Here is an 18,578-nt window from a genome sequence, read left to right as displayed (position 1 = left end):
TAAACATTCATTTAAAACTGATCTAAGGTACTATTAGAAACTTAATTTCCAAAATTTTTGATAAAATATTTGCATCTATCAAATTTTTAATACTAAACATGTAAGCAATAAAATTTTCCATATAAACATGTTAGTAAAATAATTCTTGAGTGAATGTTGAAGTGCTTCAATAATCTTACTCCTCATTTACTGCCGTAATGGAAATCATGAAGTGCAAAACGATTTGTGTTTTTCGGCAGGCGAAAAATGTTTTGTATCGCATCAATGATGCCCCCGCTCAGGATTTCTATTAAAGAAAACGATAAAGCAGGGTAATTGTTTGAGTTGCCATTAAGGATAACGCTATACAAGCAGGAGAAATGGCTACAACTCCGGTTTGAAGTAACCTAACGCGAGAAACCAGAAAGAAACTTTGGTTACTTTAAAGCGGGCGAAAAAAAATCCCTCAGTTGTTATACTGAAGGATTTACCAGTAGCCCCGGTAGGAATCGAACCTACATCCTAAGTTCCGGAAACTTATATTCTATCCATTGAACTACGGAGCCAAATCCCTTAAGCGGGCGTGCAAAAATAAGGAATAGCCGGAAGGGAAAAAATTTATCTAAACCGAACTTCTATTCAACTGCTCGGTATAATGGCTTATAAATTCGGGCATTTTTTTTCGCTTGTATTGCATAATAAACCGTGGATGAGGTAAAGGTACAATCAATTTAAAGAACCTGTACTGATCATTGAGCCGACTCAGGAAAACGAAGTTTTTCCCTTCGCCAAGGCAAAAACAAATATCACGGTTCAATCCAAAATCAAGTTGTTTAATAAGGGAGTCAACCGCAAAAGCAGTAACCATTTTCTCCAACGCTTTAATGTCATAGTAATTCAGGTTTTTTCCATCCTTAACAAACCCCAGTGGACTAACCGAGCTGATGTAGAATCTGCTAAAAAATAGTTCTGGCCCGCCCAAAGCATCAAATACCTTGTACATGAAATCAGCCGATAGCTCTGCTTTCTTTTGCATTGTGTTTGAAATGCCACATCGTTCTTCCAATTTAATTGGGTCAGTAAACGGAACCCCTGTAAGCCCCGCACCAAAGCGGCCGGGGTTAATGCCCACAATTAAGGAGCGTGAATTTGAATCGTTATAATATTTCTTGTAGAACAGCTCGCATAAGTAAAAGGTATCTGGCTGCTGAAATGGATTCAATACCTCTACACCCTTTGGGAGTGGGGCGATAATCTTCAGGGTTTTGTTAAAAGAAAGAATCCGATCGGCTAACGTCATGGCTTGAAGTTAGCAGATCGGATTCATTATAGTTTAAAAGCGCAGGGTTGATCGTTACTTTTTTGCTTGTTTGCCTGCATTCTTCACGTACAGTTCCAGCCACCGGTTCATTTCCCACAGGGTGTGCAAAATGCTTTCTTTAGCAGCATAGCCGTGGCTTTCGTAAGGCAACACCACATAGCGTGCCGTTCCGCCATGGCCTTTAATGGCATTGTAAAAGCGTTCTGTTTGAATTGGAAAGGTGCCCGAATTGTTATCGGCTTCACCGTGGATAAACAAGATGGGTTCTTTCAGTTTATCGGCAAAAGAAAAGGGCGACATTTGGTAATACACGTCAGGTGCTTGCCAATAGGTGCGTTCTTCGGCCTGGAAGCCAAAAGGTGTAAGCGTTCGGTTATAGGCCCCACTTCGTGCAATGCCGGCTTTAAAAATATCCGAATGTGCCAGCAAATTGGCTGTCATAAACGCACCGTACGAATGGCCGCCAACGCCAACACGCGATGGATCGAGCACGCCTAATGACGCGGCATAATCAACCACGGCTTGCGCGCTGGCTACTAATTGTTCAATGTACGTATCATTAGGTTCCTTATCACCCTCACCAACGATCGGCATGGATGCGTTATCTAACACAGCATAGCCTTGCGTTACCCAATAAATCGGGCCACCCCAACTCAGGCGGGTAAAGGTATGAGGCGAACCCTGCACTTGGCCGGCTGCATCGGCCGACTTAAACTCGCGTGGATAAGCCCACACCAATCCTGGTAACGGGCCATCTCCTTTTTTGTAGCCTTGCGGCAGGTAGAGATGTGCGGTAAGCTCAACGCCATCGCTGCGCTTGTATTGCAACACTTGCTTTTTAACATCTTTTATTTGAGGATACGGGTGCGCGAAAGCGGTGAGTTGTGTTGTTTTGGTTGAGCCTGCAGTTCTGATAAAGTAGTTTGGGTTTTCGGTATTCGATTCGCGCGAAGTAACAAAAGTTACTTTTTTAGTGTCTAGCAGGTTAACTACGTATTCATAATAAGGAGCCTGGCAACGCCAAAGGCGGGTTGTCTTTCCGGTGTTAATATCCATTTTATCCAAAAATGGAAGATCCCCTTGAGGCGATGAGCCTTGCCCTGTAAGAAATACCGTAGTGTTGTTGGTGATTAGCATAACGCTTCTACCAAACGCATTTGGTGCCGTTACTACATTGCCGGGGTTGTTGTAGTTGTCTTCATAATTTCTGTCAAACACAACTTTCTTCGCCAGGGTTGATGGGTTAACCTGGTACACACGTTCTTTACGGTCGCTGGTCCAGCGCTCGTAAACCCAGGCCAGATTATCGTTTCCCCAGGTAATACGGGCATAGCGCAACGGCAGGCTGATCAACTCCTTGGGTTCGCCTTTAAAGGGATAATCCCACGTATAGACTTTATCCCGGATTTCCGTTTTTACTTTGGGGTCGCCACCATCCTGTGCGTGCGTCCAATACAATGTTGCAGGCTTATCGCTTCGCCAGTTATGGCCGCGCGGTTCGCGCTGTGTGGCGTTGAATCCTGTGGGAATGTAATCGGTTAACGGTATGGCCGCAATATCGTTCACCAGCTTACCGTCAAGATCAATAACATTAATATGTTTGGGAAAATTATACACAGGAACCAGGTAGGAGTAGGGGCGTTGTATGGTTTCGATAAGGATAAGTTTACCATCAGGCGAGGGACTGAAGTTGTAATGAATGGCAGACGGACTTAAGATTTTTTCAGCTCCGCTTAAATTTTTCAATACCAGGTCGGAGGAGGTATAGTAATCAAAAGCTGCTTCATCGTATGGATTTTTCATGAGGTCCTGATAGGTGCGTGAAGGCGCCTTTTTGCCCAGGTTCTCTTCTACAATGGGGCCTGCCGGTACACGGGATTTAGATGGCAGTGGTTTAAGGTTAGCAGGTACAGCAGTAAACAGCAGGTGCTGCGAATCAGAAAGCCAGGCAAGTGAACCGCCCATCGTGTCGTTGATTTTACGATTGGTTATTTTTGATGCTGTAAGAGTAGCCATGTCAATTACCCAAAGTTCAATGCCATCCGGATTGTAATTGAGCACGGCCAGTTTTTTACTGTCGGGAGAAAATGATGGACTGCCCAGTAATGCATTTGCCGGAAGGTTTTTGATTTCTAATTCTGGCCCACCGCTGATTTTTTTTGCTTTTACACCGATAATATAGTTGCCCCGGCTTTGACCAAAATTGTCGGGGTTGATGCGCATACCGGCAATGCGTAATTCAGGCCGCGAAAGTTGTTCAATGGTGGGATAGTCGGAACGTTCCAGCAACATCATCCACTGCTTATCGGGCGAAAATGTTACGAACGGTGTAAGGGGCGCCTCCACCAGTTTGGCGATTTCCTTGGGCGGGCGCTGGTAGGTTAAATTTTCCTGCGCAAAAAGCAAAGTAGTCACCAGTAAAAGAATCAGGTATAAATGCTTTTTCATAAAAACTTTGATTTACTTTTTAATGGAAGTAATGTACAACAATGCCCCAGACGTAGCCAGCTTTTTTTGATGGGGTTATGGAAAAGAAAAAGCCCCGGATTTTATTGTCCGGGGCTGTATTAGTGGCTTTGCAGGTTTAGCCTTGCTTTTCTTTCCATTCCTTAAGTTGGCGCTGCAGGGTGTCAGTTACCTTATGAATGCCTTCTTCGAACGATTCAAACTTTTTGCTGACGAATAAATCGTTGCCCGGAATGACCACCCTGATTTCACAGATTTTATTATCGCGCTTTTCTGACTTTTCAACGCGAAGCACCACCCGGCTTTCCACGATGCGGTCACTGAAGCGTTCAAGTTTTTCAACTTTTTCATTTACGAGATCAAGTAAGTCCTGCTTGGGACTAAAATCGAGTGTTTGAATATTGATTTTCATATGGGTATAGTATTCTGCTTATCTGAGGGTAAAGAAAGGAGTTTCGGTGTATTGTTGAACAATATCAATCATTTTTTTGAAATGATATTTGTCATCACCTATTGCGGCTTCAACACCAGCTTATTCTTGTGCCGGGCAACAATCTCATCCCTGTTCATGAGCATTTTTCGGTATTTTCCTGTGGCAAACATTTCGGCCTGGTCCTTATAATGCGGGCTCATTACGTTTCCGCTTTGTCCGGAGGGTGATATGGTTTCTCCGTTTTCGATGTTGCCAAAGTCGGTTACCTTGCGCAAGGCCGGGCCACCTGTTACGTGAAAGTACCCGGTTGTATCAAGGTTGAAATGAAGGTTATTCAATACTTCGCTGCCACCATCAACAACAAATGGCCCTGCGTTAAACATGAATCCGAGACCGGCTTCATTCAAGGCATGCTTGTGCATGAGCGTGTGGATTTTTCCCCAGGTCCACTGGTTGGGTATTTGGCCGCAATTTTTTTGAAGGAGGTCAATTGCTTTCTGAGCAGCGCGCAGCACTATTTCTTGCCGCGTTTCCTTTTTATCTTTTGTCCGTACATCATCCCACCAGGGCGATGAATCATTTCCGATAAAAGAGTGGAATGAATTTTTAGGAATGGATGTAGACTGCAACGATTTTAAGGCTGTTGTGCCTAGTTCATCCTCCATCGCCAGATAAACAATTTGCGAAAGTATGTTATAGTAAACGGAGGGAGTAATAGTGCCAGCCTTGTGATTACCATCCCAGTTTTGTAGTTCATTTAAAACGATAGTTTCGTTTTCATCAAGTGAACTGCTCTTAAGCACAAGTGCAATTTCCCGGGCCACCTCAACGTGCATGCGGGAAAGAACATCCAATTGTATGGTTTTTAGATCTTCAGTTGAAAATTTTTTATCGGCTGACAGTAACTCAAAAATTCTGCCTGCACGGCTTTTCGGATAATAATAACCCGGGTACAGTACGCCATCCACGGTATCGGGTTGGTTATTGGCTGAGTAAACAAAGCCCCACGGTGGGTTAATGGTTTGGGGATTTTTAGTAAAATCATAATAGCCTAAATACTCATCATTACCCTTGGCGCCATCCAGGTAAAGCTTACTTTGGACATGTGCAGGCCTTACGGGAAGTTTAGCTGCAGCCCACCAGGCAATGTTGCCATCGGTGTCTCCGTACATAACGTTAAGCCCAGGGGCAGAGAACATCGAGACTGCTTCGCGTGCTTGATTAAAAGTTGTAGCGTGGTTGAGTTTGAAGGCTGCTTGTAAGGCGTGGTTTTCCATCATCAACAATTGCCAGGCCAGTGCCACCGGATCGCCTTCTTCCTGCACGTTTTCAACAATGCCATTAATAATTGGCCCATGGCGGCTGGATTTTATTTCAAAAAGAACATCATCCTTTCCTTTTACTTTAATTATTTCGGTGCGCGAGGTAAGGTCTTCCCAACTTTCCTTATACTTCACCTGGTTTTTATTTTCAGGATTAGGTGTTTCCAGAAAAAAATCCACGTCATCATTTTCAAACATGGTAAGGCCAAATCCACAAAACCGGTTGTTGCCCAGCAAGCCAAACGGGATACCGGCAAGGTGATGGCCGTAAAAGCTAAAACCCGGATATTCAAGGTGGGCTTCGTACCACACGGCAGGTTGAGCGAAGCCGATGTGTGTATCGTTGGCAAGAATAGGGAAGCCAGTAGTTGATTTTTCTGCTGAAACCACCCAACCATTGCTTCCTTGCCAAAGCGGAACCGGAAGCGTGGCCAGCGCATTGTTTATTGCGGCTATGAGCTGATCATTACCTTTCGATTTAGCAGCACCAGTGAAATTTTTTATCAGCACCGCATCAGCAGGTGTTTCAACCGCCAGGTCTTTCAGGTATTCTTCCCCCCATTCGGTTTTTATTTTTTGCAATACCGGGTCGGCATGAAAGCCTTCCGCAAACCCAAACGACATAAACCCAACGGCCAGGTAAATATCCTGTGGTGTAAATTCTTCTTTGGGTATGCCGATCAACGTAAACTCGATGGGCGTTTTTCCGCTTTTAACAAACTGGTTTACGCCATTTTGATATGCGAGCGCCAACCGTTGAAAGGTGGCGGTATCGGCATTCATGAATTTTTGCGCATGTTGTTTGGCGAAATGATTCAGGCCTAAGGTCCTGAAAAGCTTATCCACTTTTACCAACTCTTCACCTAATACCTCCGCCAACCGACCCCCGGCCGCACGCCTTAGCATTTCCATCTGAAAGAGCCTGTCCTGAGCGTGAACGTAGCCTAAGGCATAGTAGGCATCTTCATCGTTTTGTGCATAAATGTGAGGGATTCCGAAATCATCGTAAAGAACCTCTGCTTCGGCTTTTAAGCCGGGCAGTGAAATAGTTCCGTTAAGTTTTGGCCCGGCAGAACGTAGGTAAATATAGCCGCCTAAAGCGACAACGATAGCAAGAATGACAATGCTTAGAACAATCCATTTAATAACTTTCATAATCGGTTTACTTAATAGCGGCAATAACCAGGATGAGATTAACAATAACAAACAGAACCAAAACCACACCGGCTGAATAATTATTTAGCTTTTGCCCGCGTGCTTCAAAGCCTTTGCTATGGAATTTTAAAACAATGGCGGATACCACCAGAATAACAAAGATGGTTAAGAAGGTTATCGAGTGTAATGAGTCCACCAACGTAAAGGTATTTGATTCAGGCAGCAGCGAATCGATGATGTATTTATTACCCACCGCAGCAAACAAACCACCTACCGGTAAACCGAAACGGGGCTCAACTTCTTTAGGATGGAGCATGAAGCTTACCATCGAAATCATGAATGCTATATACATGCCGGTAAAGAGCTTGAGAAACAAGCCCCAACCGCTGCGTTCAATATCAAACACGAGGTTAAAGGATGAATATTCTGAGTGCAGCAAGTCTGACGAAGGATCGCCAAATACAGTTGTATACTCGTTGTTGCCCACCTTCACTTCGAAGTTGCTGATCTTCCATCCATCAATGGTTAATTCACGGTCGTATGTACTGCCCAATTCATCGGGCACAAATACCAACCGGGTTTTTTCAAAAATTGTATTTTCGATGTGTACCACCAGGTGTTGTTTGTCAAACGGATAATTGGCCACCTTCCAGTTTTGTTTCATGGTGGCACGTATTTTCATCAGCTGCCATGTTTTGCCGTTCACCACATCCACGATTACCTGGGGGTCGTCAATGGACTTGGCATTAGGTATATCCAATTGCTTAGCCAGGTCGAATGCCACATTATCGTATAGCGCCCAAAGCCAAAACCGCATAGTGTATTCCTTGTCCTGGAAATTAATGTCGTGGATACTTATAATGTAGGCACCAATCCTTACGGTGTCCGGGGGCGATTCAATGGAGCCATTTTCATCTTGCGCATTAACGCAAAGCGTTGAAATAAAGAAGAGCAGGGGCAGCCAAAAGCGTTTCATATTGCTGTACCGTACAAATTATGCAGTTTTTCGGAAGTTTGGAAAAGCTTCTCTATTTTCGGGCGTAAATTTTAATTGCTATGCATACAGGTTTGTTACATACCCACTCGTTGTTGCGGTATTTTGTATTAATAATGTTGGTAGTGGTGGTGTTTGTTTCCCTGCAAAAATGGCTGGGCAAAAAGCCTTATACTGGTTTGGACAATAAATTGGGCCTTTACCTTTTTATATTTACCCATTTGCAGTTATTGGTTGGTTTGGTATTGTATTTTGTAAGCCCCATGGTTCAATATAATGCCGGCACCATGAAAAATCCTGAACTGAGGTATTGGGCCGTTGAACACATTTCATTGAATATCATTGCCATTATCTTCATTACCCTTGCCCGGACAACTTCTAAAAAAATGACCGATGACGGTGCACGGCACAAGCGCATGTTCCTGTTTAATGCATTGGCCTTGCTGTTGATTATTGTATCGCTTTCCATGAGTGGCCGCGGCATAATCCATCAAAGCCTTTTTTGATCTGCCAGCCAGTACGATTTCTTAAACAACCTGGCGCTCCTGCGATTTTAATCGTATAAATCAAGGTTTTGAAAGATAGGGTTTATTTTATCTCCCCTTTAATGTTTTTACCTTTATGAACAGTTAACCTGTTTGTAATGAAAAAACTGATCCTCTCATCTTGCTTTTTGGCTTTGTCTGTTAGTGTGCTGGGGCAGGAGTATGCCCCGCGCTATGCCGTGGTTAAACTCAATAAAGAAGTAAATACCTATTACCACGATGCAGCGCCCATTATTTCATATGATGGTAAAAAGCTCTACTTTTTCATCCATAACCATCCGCAAAACACTTTTGGCAAAGAAGGTAGCGATGATATCTGGGTTTCTTCTCTTGGTGAAAATGGCGAGTGGGGGGCACCACAACACCTCACCACTCCTTATAATATCCATCGCAGCAACCAGGTATTTACCGCATTGCCTGATGGTTCACTCTTTGTTAAAGGTGGCCGGGTAAAGGATACGAAAGGCTTTTCAATAATTAGTGCAGGTGGTTCGCTTACCGAACTGGATGTGCCCGGTTTCAAAGAAATGAACAAAGGTCGCTTTTATGGGGCCAGCATGTCGGCTGATATGAAGAACATGATAATTTTTTTAAGCGAGATTGCCGGAAGCCCCCGTAGCAGTTTATATGTGAGCAGCATAGGAAACGATGGTAAATGGACACGGCCGATAAAGCTTAATATTTCTGTTAAGGATGATGACTTTGGGCCATTTCTCGGGCCCGATGATAAAACGCTTTATTTTGCCAGTGACCGCAATGTTCCTGGGAAGTTTGGCAAGTCAGATATTTATAAAACCACCCGACTGGATGATACCTGGCAAAACTGGAGTGAGCCGGTGAATATGGGTTCACCCATTAACACAGCTGGTGGCGAAATGTATTTTTGTATTGATCGTGAAGGCCATGTGTACATGAGCCGGGCGGTTATTGGAGCTGGTGGCACACTAGATCTTTTCAAACTCATCCCGCGCGATATTTCCATTATGGTAAAGGGTACCATCTACAATGAAAAGACACAACAACCCATACCGGCCAATGTGCAGGTAAAGCCGGCCGCTCACGAGGCTACCTTGCTGCACACGAAAAGTGATGGAAAGTATGAAACTAAAATCCCTGAAGTAAGCGGATTTATGGTGGCCGCTTCGCAAGAAGGGTTTTTGCCAAAAGATATTAACTTATCGTTACCGGTATTGGGTAATGACACCACGTTGTTTGTTGATCTTTACCTTACTCCCATTGCAAAGAAACTGATTTTAGCCGGCACTATTTATGACAGTAAAACCATGAAACCTGTAGCTTCAAAGCTCCAGATTCAGCTCAAGAAAGACCGCAGTGTTAACCTTAACCTGCAGGCTGCTGCCGGAACATACGAGCAGGAGATAAAAAAATTAGGCTGGTATATGCTTACAGCTTCTGCAGAAGGTTATCTGAATGCAACGGACAGTGTTGAGGTTATTAGCGAGGAGCTTACCCCGGTAATTAAGGACCTCATCCTCCAGCCCATTGAAGTTGGACTTACTGTTCGGTTAAAAAATATTTATTTTGATTTTGATAAAACCACCTTGAAGAAAGAGTCTTTTGTCGAGCTGAACAAGGTAGTTGAGTTTTTAAAACAAAACCCAACAGTTGAAATCCAGATTGAAGGCCACACCGACAGCAAAGGTTCGGATGAGTACAACCTGAATTTGTCGCAAGGCCGCTCCCAATCGGTAGTTGATTATATTGTTAGCCAGGGTATTAATGGAGCACGTTTACGTGCCCAAGGCTATGGCGAGAGCAAACCGATTGATACCAACGATACCGATGCTGGCCGTGCTAATAACCGCAGGGTTGAATTTACGGTGGTAAAGAAGTAAAGTTACCTTGCCCTGTTAATGCTTCACTTCTTTTGATGATAAACCTTTCTCCAACCCCGTCATTTCCCATGCGCTTAGTGCTATGGGTATGTTACCTATGGCATTAAACTGATCAAAAAATTCTTTGAGATCGAATTTCTCGTTTTTTGATTCTTTCAGTTTGGCCACATCGGCCAGAGTTTGTTCAGCCAGGTATTTACCGGTAATGTAGCTTGTACCATAGCCGGGTTGGCGCAGGTACAGATGTTGTTCGAAAATCAACAAGTCCTTTTCAGTTTTCATCCAACCCCGAGGTGTATATTCGCTGTGAATACTGCCTGCTTCTTCCATGCTCATTTCATTAGCGTGCGCGTACAATGAGCCTAACCCGCGCGCGGCCCGTTGAGCAATCATGATGTACACGATTTCCCTAACGCGCGGGTCATCATCGTATAGGCCGGCCTGCATAAACATTTCTTCCACGGCTGTGGCTATGCCTTCGTTACGCGAATCGAATATATTATACAATAAAGGTTGACGTCTGATTTCACTTTTGTGAGGTTCACTATCCTGCTGTGCCAGGTCAAACCAATGGTAGAAATGCGAGTAAAGTGGTCGTGGATCATAATGCATGGTAATCAGAAAGAAATTACGCTTTCCTTCCGGAACAAACGAGCCCAGGTGCGCACGCAGGGCTGGCTCAAAATAATCCTTAACGCTTAAAATATTTTCGTCAGCTAAAAACCTGAGCAGGCTTTTTGCACTTCGATCGGCCAATGCAGCAAAAGCTTCGGGTGAATGGGCAGCAACCAGCGGGGGTAGTTTTCGGTTGCGGTGTTCTTCAAGCTTAAGGGATGTCCAGGCACGCGCCAGTTCGCGCTTCAGTATCATCACCTCATCTTCCCAGGTAAGGGGTACCAGGTGAACGTTTTGCTGGTACCAGGTATAATTTTCTTTTCCAATTCCTGACTCACCGGTTTTGGCCGCGGCTTGCTGTTCTAACCATTGTGCAAAGCTTTGTGTTGATGCAATAGCTGTTTCAATAGCGTGCACGATTTCCTTATCATTGTTAATACCATCAAAGTTCAGTAGGGTTTTTAGATCTTCCGCCTGCCTTTGAATGGGGCGAATGCCGGCTATCCAAAGTTCGTGTGCATTGCCGGTTAAATTTTGTTTGGCCTGGTTGTGTAGCGATGGTATTACGGATAAATCATTTAAAAATTTCTTCCGCTGTTCATCATTCAACGGGAACTGGTACATCCATACTTCAGTTATGGCATGGTGGGTTGGCCCTTCGTGTGCAGGCACATCACTACGTTCCATAAATACTGATGTATAAAAAGCCGGATCGCGTTGCCACGGTTTTAATATGCGGTGGTTAAAATCATATCCGTTCATTTCGGCCCATACAATCCGCCAGTCAACTTGTTGATTAACCGGCCAGTTTTTATAGTCAATGGACAGTAATTTTTTTTGCAATGCCTTAAATGCCGGCCAACGTTTTTCGAATGTGGCCTCGGTATAATCGGGTGCGCCATCGCGAAGGGGAGGTTTTTCAAATGCACGCCATTCATGAAATAGGGCAACCAGGTCATCATACTGGTTTGTAATTACGGCTATGCTACTGTCGGTATCACCTGATGGTTGACAGGTTGAGAAAAGAAGAATGAACCATAGTAGAAATATCTTAATATAAGTCTTGTTCATAACAATGATGTTTGTACCGCTAAAGATATTCTATAATACTTTGTATTAAAAAAAGGGTAGTTGCCTACCCCTTTTTTAAATGGCTTAATTACTCTCCGGGCATCAGCCACATTACTCATAGCGTAACGTAGTAGCCGGGTTGCTCATAGCCGCTTTTAGTGTTTGCGAACTAACCGTGAGGATGGCAATCAGTATGGCCACCCCGGCAGCCAGCAAGTAGAGCAAAACACTCATGTTGATATGGTAAGCAAAACCACTAAGCCATTTCTCCATGAAGTACCACGCAACCGGCCACGCAATAATATTGGCAACAATAACCAGCATAATAATTTCACGCGAGAGTAACGTGAGTATGCTGGGAACAGAAGCGCCAAGAACTTTACGGATACCAATTTCTTTTACCCGTTGCAAGGTATTAAAGGTGGCTAAGCCGAACAATCCGAGGCAAGCAATAAAAATGGCCAGCATGGAGAAACCTGTGAACAACTGACTTTGCTTCAGTTCATTTTGATAGAGGTTGTTGTACCGTTCGTTCATAAAAGTAAATTCGAATAACTGATTGGGTAAAAATTCCCGCCATACTTTTTCGATGTGGTTCAGTCCTTCCTGGAAATTATTACCGGCCACCTGAATGGAAAGATTATTGTATGCTGGTCGTTGAATCAGAAAAATCATTGGGTTGATAACCTGGTGCAGGGATTCAAAATGGAAATCTTTCACAACACCAATCACTTTGCCGTTGACACCACCGTATGAAAATTCCTGGTCGATTAGTGACGCAGGATCGTTAATACCCATAGCCACCAAAGCTGTTTCATTCAATACATAACCAAGCGAATCATCGGTACGTACTTCTTTTGAAAAGTTTCTTCCGGCAACAAAAGGAATACCATAGGTATCGAAAAAGGTATAGTCAACACGAATATAAGCAATGCGTGATCCCACACTTTGAAGTGAATCACCTTTTCGCATTTGTGCGCCCATGGAATCGAGTAACCTGCCGGTTGGAATACGAGAGGAGCGCCCCGAATTTTTTATAGCCGAGTGCCCGGTTAAGGCGTTGTAAAATGCATCATAATTATCGTTTAGCTGACTGTAGTAAGGCAGCGTGATAACCTGATCCTTGGCATACCCCAGATCTTTTTTATTCAGGTATTGAAGCTGACTGAAAATTATTCCAGTTGCAATAATCAACACAATAGAAATCGCAAATTGCACCACCACCAATGCCCTGCGGAGCACAGGCTTTCCGCCAGTTTGTTTTCCTTTTAAGATGACGGCCGGTTTAAATCCTGATATGATAACAGCAGGATATAGCCCTGCCAGTAACCCGACCGTTACAGAGCCAGCCACCATAAGGATGATGATAAGGGGCTGACTAAAGTAGCTAATGGACTTGCCGGTAAAACTATTAAGCCATTCTAACCCACTATACCCTGCACCAAGGGCAAGCAGACATGAAAACAGGGCAATTAAAACAGACTCGCTCAGGTACTGTCCCATCAATTGTGTTTTGAAAGCACCAGCAACTTTTCGAATGCCTACTTCTTTGGAACGTTTGGTTGCCTGTGCGGTGCTCAGGTTAATAAAATTGAAAGAGGCGATGAGAATGATGAACAACCCGATGGTTCCCATCAGGTACACGGTGTTGATGTTACCGGGAGGTTCAAGTTCATCATCCAGATGAGAATGTAAATGTATATCAGAAACTTTTTGAAGTTGAAGACTGGTGACTTTGGAGGCAACAAAATCGGGTGCTGCCCCAAAGTTGGCGCGTGCAAAAGTTCCAAAATGTTTGTCAAGAAAATCCGGAAGCTTGCTTTCGAGTGCTTTTGGCTGTTCGCCTTCCTTCAGTAAAAAGTAGGTACCAAAAGAATTGTTTCCCCAGTTGGTCTCGAGCCCCCGTCTTCCATAAATAGTTGAATCATTCAGGGTGCTGAACGAAATGAGAAAGTCGGGATGAAAATGGGATTGCCCGCGGAAGGGCTTGAACACTCCGGTTACCTGTACGGGAAAACCGAATACCTGCAGGGTTTTTCCTTGAATCTGTGTGGTGCCAAAATATTTTTCAGCAGCAGGTTCCGATAATAAAATGGTTGCTGGTTTTTCCAGCGCAGTGGCTTTGTTTCCCTCTGTCAACTCAATATCAAACAATTCGAATATTTCCGGCTCGCTTATAAAAATGTTCCGTTCTCTAAATGATTTATTCTCCACGCCTTCTTCAGGCAACGTTACGGTTGTATTCAGGGGGAGCATGCGACAGAGTTTTTCTATTTCCGGAAAATCATTACGCATGAGCATACCAATAGGCGGGGCCACGTTGGCCAACTTTAAGCTGGCGTTCCCATCCTGATCGTAGAAATAACGCGTTACCCGATACAGCCGATCGGCAGCCGGGTGATGCCTGTCATAACTCAACTCATCCACCACATAAAAGGTAATGAGCAAAGCGCTGGTAAGCGCCAGTGCAAGACCAGCAATATTGATAAAGGAGGTGAGCTTGTTGCGAAAGATGGAACGCAAGGCAACTTTCAGGTAATTAAAGAGCATAGGCAAACAGGGGTTATATAATGGACTTTCACTTGAGTTCACAGGTTTCCTGCAAAGACCATGAAAGTTTTTGAAGGTTGCTTTTTGATGCATCAAGAGCTGTTCTTAACGAATATTACTTACCCATACCGTTCGGATATGGCCATTGACCGTTCGGTTTTAAAATTAAAAAGGGCGGTTTCCCGCCCCTTCACCCTACAAGAGAATCAAGTTTAACCCAAAAAAGTCATTAGACTTTTTTGCACAAGGTGCTGACGATTGAAAATGAAGAAGTTGATAGTTGGTTCTAAAAGTAAGTCTTCCTTCATTTTCAATGTCAGGGTTAATCCTGACAATCCTGACGTTTTGCTGTCAGGATTCGTCATGTATTTATGTCTGACCTAATTTCTAATGACAATTCCGGGTTTAATTCTCCTTGCCCATCTTAATTAATCTTTCAACATCGTTGTTTACCGCCAGTATCAATAAACAGGTTGCGGTGCAAAACACGGGGCTGGTAATGCAATGATGTCCGTTCCAGCTACCGTCATTATTTTGAATTTTTACCAACCGGCCACTCATGTTGTCGTACCAGGTTTTCCAGGTTTGATCTTTGCCGATGATCATGCCTTCACCGGTTTGCAGATAGCTCATAAATTCTTCACCGCCATTGTTGCCAAAGCCATCCAGCACATCATCGCGTTGAGCAGTTTGTTTGGCAGATTCATACACTTCATACGCTGTTGCATAGCGAATGGCCTCATCTTTTGAGAAACCAATTTTTTCTAAATTTTCAGCAGAAGGCGGTGCACTTTGAGCTAATCGTCCGGTGCCTTTTGCTCTCTCCATTTCTTCCTGTACCCTGCGGGCTTCCTTTGCACTGGCACGGGTTGAGCCAGATACCGAGTACAGAACTATACCGGCACCACGATCAGTTTTGGATTCACCGGTTTTAGCATTATAATTATTTTTTTGAAACTCCCTCGATTTGCGCAACCCATCTTCATCAACATTGGCGCCATTGGCCTGAGCCGCTTCCAGTGCTGTGGTAGCAAACGATGACTGCAATACACCCGCCCATCCGTCACCGCTCATACTGCCATCACGATCCTGTGCGCGCTGTATTTTAGCAACGCAGGTGTTCAGGTTTTTCTTTACGCGTGCCTGCAGCGCCTTGTCGTGTTGCGTATGTTCTATCACGTTTGACAGAAACTGTGAGGCGAGCACCACGTCAATGTTCGCGCCCAGCTTGGTTTGAATTTGTGTGCCTGTAAGTTCAGTAATATTGTAGGTGGCGGCCGGTGATTGCTCCACCGCGCGAAGGATATATTCAAGAGCTTTATTTAACTGTGCAGTGTATTCGCCTTTGGTAAGTGTACTGCCGCTTCGTAAAATGGCCATAGCCACCATGCTGGTGGTGGCCGGATCAGTTTGTACGGCATGAGGATCCATAATATGCTGACGACTGTGACTGCCGGCTCCCCATCCACCATTGTTGTTTTGCGCTTTCGCCAACCATGTTAACCCACGATTTACCGATGTAGTAACACCATCGGGAGTTTTATACATAAAGCTGGAGTCCGATCTTTCTTCACCCATAACGGTTAGAAAGACACAGCCCTTCGGGATTTCCCGCAACGGTTTTTCGGGCTTTTCTACTTTTAATGTAAAGGCCACCAGCGAGAATGCCAGCGTAGCTGCCCCGAGTACAATTGGAATGAATTTAAGCGTTTTCATATGCATTGGTTTTTGTTTACAATGCCTATGATGCAAGAGAGGTCACGATTCCATAAAGAATATATTGAATGTGCTCGGATCCCTCTCCATTTCCTGTTAGGAGAGGGGAAGGGGTGAGGTTTTACTCACCCCTCAATGAATCTACCGGATTGCCCATCGCTGCGCGGAAAGCTTGTATGCTTATGGTAAGCAAAGCAACAACAAGTGCCACCAAACCAGCGGAAGCAATAATCCATGGATTAAAATGAATGCGATATGCGAAACCCTCAAGCCAATAACGCTCAAGCAGGTACCATGTTAAAGGTATGGCCAGTACAAAAGCCACAACAATGAGTTTGGCGAAGTCTTTACTTAATAAAAACACCACCTGACTTACCGTGGCACCCATCACTTTACGGATACTGATTTCTTTGGCACGTTGTTCTGCCGAATAGGTGGCAAGTCCGAGCAACCCTAAACACGCAATGATAATGGCCAACCCGGTGAAGATGATGAACACCTGACCCATGCGTTCTTCTGCTTTATATTTTGCAGCGAAGTTTGAATCGAGAAAGCTGTACTCAAGCGGTGCCTGAGGCGCGTATTTCTTCCAGACTTCTTCAACCAATTTGATATTCCTCTGAATATCATCGGATGCAAAGCGTATACCGGCTTCAAAGTTTGGTTCTGGTCCCAACATAATAATCATGGGCCGGATGTTGCTTTTCAATGATTCATAATTGAAATTTTTTATTATACCAATCACTTCCAGCTCATTACCTTCCATCGTGTTGAATCGGGAAAGAATCTTCTTACCCTCATAAGTATCCCAGCCAAGTTGACGGAATGCTGCTTCGTTAATCAAGCATGTTGCCGTATCAGTTTTGAAATCACGGGAGAAAAACCGGCCTTCAGCGAGTTGATACCCCATAGTTTCCAGGCCATCATAGTCGATAGTATACACGGTAAGCATTTGTTCTTGACCGGTATCAGGTATCCGGAATACTGAATTCCAATCTACATTGGGCGGCATGCGGTTAGCGAAGGTAACACTTTCAATTTCCGGGTATTGTTTCAATTCGTTCTTAAAGGCTTCACCATTTTTAGCGAGATTCAGAGTGTGAAGGAGCGTCATGATATTTCGTTTATCGAACCCCAGGTTTTGCTGCTGAACAAATTTGAGTTGTTGAAACACCATCAGGGTTGCAATGATTAACCCAATGGAAATAAAAAACTGAAACACCACCAACGCATTTCGGATACCTGAACTTTTAAAACCTGCCCGTACTTTTCCTTTCAACACTTCTGCAGGTTTGAAGGCGGTAAGGTAAAAGGCAGGGTAGCTTCCGGCCAGTGCACCGATAACTATTGTAAAGACAAACAGACCTCCCAGGAACATAGGGCTAAGTAAGGAAGTAAAAGCAATGTTTTTAGCGGTGATGGAATTAAAGAAATTCAACGAAAAGGACACCAGCATCAGCGCCAGCAGAATGGCAATGATCGTGTACAGATACGATTCCATCATAAACTGACCAATAAGCTTATGGCGCAACGCCCCAATGGTTTTACGAATGCCTACTTCCTTGGCGCGATTGGCTGCCCGTGCCGTGCTCAGGTTCATAAAGTTGATACACGCCAATACAATCAGAAAGATGGCGATCATCCCGAACAGGTAGAGATACCGGATGTTGCCGTTGGGTTCAAGTTCATCTGAAAGTTGCGAATGCAAATGGATACTGGTAAGCGGTTGCGAACTGAACCTTATATAACTTCCGCTTTCAGCCAATTGCTGCATCGTCATTTGAAGGAACATCTCAATTTCTTTCGCGATGTACGTATTGACAAAAAAGTCATACTTATTATCCACATCTTCAATGGTGGTGTTGGGTCTGATTTTAAAGTATGATACAACAGCACTGTTAAGCCAGATAGGATAATTTAATTGCTCCCATGTTGTGATGGAAAGAAGGAAATCAAACTTCAGGTGTGAATTGTGCGGAACATCGGCAGCAATGCCAGTTACTTCTGCTTTTGTTTCACCTTGGCTGCCGATGAAAAACATTTTTCCTATAGGGGAAAGATCACCGGGTCCGGTATAACCAAAATATTTTTTAGCGGTTGATTCGGTAATCACAACTTTATTTGGACCGTTCAAAACCTCTTTCGGATTTCCAACCAGTAGTTGAAAACTGAAAAAATTAAAAAAGTTTGAATCCGACAATAGAAAACGATTTTCGGTAAAGGTTTTGTCATCAAACCGTACAGGAATTGTATTCCATTTGGCTACCCGAATAACGGATTCTACTGCAGGCACATCTTTGAGCAGCGCCTCCGGCATGGGCAGGCCGGTGTAGATGGTGCTGAACTCCTGATCATTCAGTTTGGCAGACATTACACTGCGATACATACGATCAGCATCGGTATGAAAACGATCGTAGCTGATCTCATCTACAATGTAAAGAATCAGCAATAAGGTGCTGGTAATACCAATCGTTAACCCGAAGATGTTAATAGCCGAGTAAACCTTTTGGCGACTTAATATGCGAAGGGTGGTAAGGATGTAGTTGCGTAACATA

General features: G+C 44.0%; 11 protein-coding genes and 1 tRNA gene. 2 read left to right on the top strand and 10 right to left on the bottom strand.

Going from position 1 to position 18,578, the window contains the following annotated elements:
• Nucleotides 1-473: 473 nt before the first annotated feature.
• The 6 genes from KIT51_15080 to KIT51_15055 form a co-directional block, all read right to left on the bottom strand.
• Nucleotides 474-545 (bottom strand) — tRNA-Arg (locus tag KIT51_15080).
• Nucleotides 546-601: 56 nt separating this feature from the next.
• Nucleotides 602-1,279, bottom strand: a complete 678-nt coding sequence (locus tag KIT51_15075) for a DUF4918 family protein (protein UYN86175.1) — start codon at nucleotides 1,277-1,279, stop codon at nucleotides 602-604.
• A gap of 54 nt (nucleotides 1,280-1,333) precedes the next feature.
• Complete coding sequence (locus KIT51_15070) at nucleotides 1,334-3,748, bottom strand: prolyl oligopeptidase family serine peptidase (GenBank protein ID UYN86174.1); 2,415 nt, start codon at nucleotides 3,746-3,748, stop codon at nucleotides 1,334-1,336.
• Nucleotides 3,749-3,884: 136 nt separating this feature from the next.
• Entirely contained in the window at nucleotides 3,885-4,178 is a 294-nt protein-coding gene (gene raiA, locus KIT51_15065) for a ribosome-associated translation inhibitor RaiA (GenBank protein UYN86173.1), read from the bottom strand.
• A 98-nt stretch (nucleotides 4,179-4,276) separates the two neighbouring features.
• Nucleotides 4,277-6,676, bottom strand: a complete 2,400-nt coding sequence (locus KIT51_15060; protein ID UYN86172.1) for a penicillin acylase family protein — start codon at nucleotides 6,674-6,676, stop codon at nucleotides 4,277-4,279.
• A gap of 7 nt (nucleotides 6,677-6,683) precedes the next feature.
• A complete protein-coding gene (locus tag KIT51_15055) occupies nucleotides 6,684-7,652 on the bottom strand; it encodes a hypothetical protein (GenBank protein ID UYN86171.1) in 969 nt (322 codons plus the stop codon).
• A gap of 80 nt (nucleotides 7,653-7,732) precedes the next feature.
• On the opposite strand from KIT51_15055, the gene KIT51_15050 reads away from it, so the two are divergent.
• Nucleotides 7,733-8,176, top strand: a complete 444-nt coding sequence (locus tag KIT51_15050; GenBank protein UYN86170.1) for a cytochrome B — start codon at nucleotides 7,733-7,735, stop codon at nucleotides 8,174-8,176.
• A 137-nt stretch (nucleotides 8,177-8,313) separates the two neighbouring features.
• Nucleotides 8,314-10,071, top strand: a complete 1,758-nt coding sequence (locus KIT51_15045) for an OmpA family protein (GenBank protein ID UYN86169.1) — start codon at nucleotides 8,314-8,316, stop codon at nucleotides 10,069-10,071.
• 15 nt (nucleotides 10,072-10,086) lie between these two features.
• Here the strand turns inward: KIT51_15045 and KIT51_15040 are convergent, their stop codons facing one another.
• From KIT51_15040 to KIT51_15025, 4 genes are all read right to left on the bottom strand, one after another.
• Nucleotides 10,087-11,757, bottom strand: a complete 1,671-nt coding sequence (locus KIT51_15040) for a hypothetical protein (GenBank protein ID UYN86168.1) — start codon at nucleotides 11,755-11,757, stop codon at nucleotides 10,087-10,089.
• Between the two features lie 111 nt (nucleotides 11,758-11,868).
• The gene (locus KIT51_15035; GenBank protein UYN86167.1) at nucleotides 11,869-14,307 is read right to left on the bottom strand and encodes an ABC transporter permease; all 2,439 of its coding nucleotides are present in this window, start codon (nucleotides 14,305-14,307) and stop codon (nucleotides 11,869-11,871) included.
• A 405-nt stretch (nucleotides 14,308-14,712) separates the two neighbouring features.
• Nucleotides 14,713-16,023, bottom strand: coding sequence for a hypothetical protein (locus KIT51_15030; GenBank protein UYN86166.1), 1,311 nt, complete (start codon nucleotides 16,021-16,023; stop codon nucleotides 14,713-14,715).
• A gap of 121 nt (nucleotides 16,024-16,144) precedes the next feature.
• Nucleotides 16,145-18,577, bottom strand: a complete 2,433-nt coding sequence (locus KIT51_15025; protein UYN86165.1) for an ABC transporter permease — start codon at nucleotides 18,575-18,577, stop codon at nucleotides 16,145-16,147.
• Nucleotide 18,578: the final 1 nt, after the last annotated feature.

Source organism: Cyclobacteriaceae bacterium (assembly GCA_025808415.1).
Taxonomy (GTDB): Bacteria; Bacteroidota; Bacteroidia; order Cytophagales; family Cyclobacteriaceae; genus UBA2336.
Note: the sequence above shows the minus strand (reverse complement) of the source record. Positions and strands in the feature narration are given on the sequence as shown.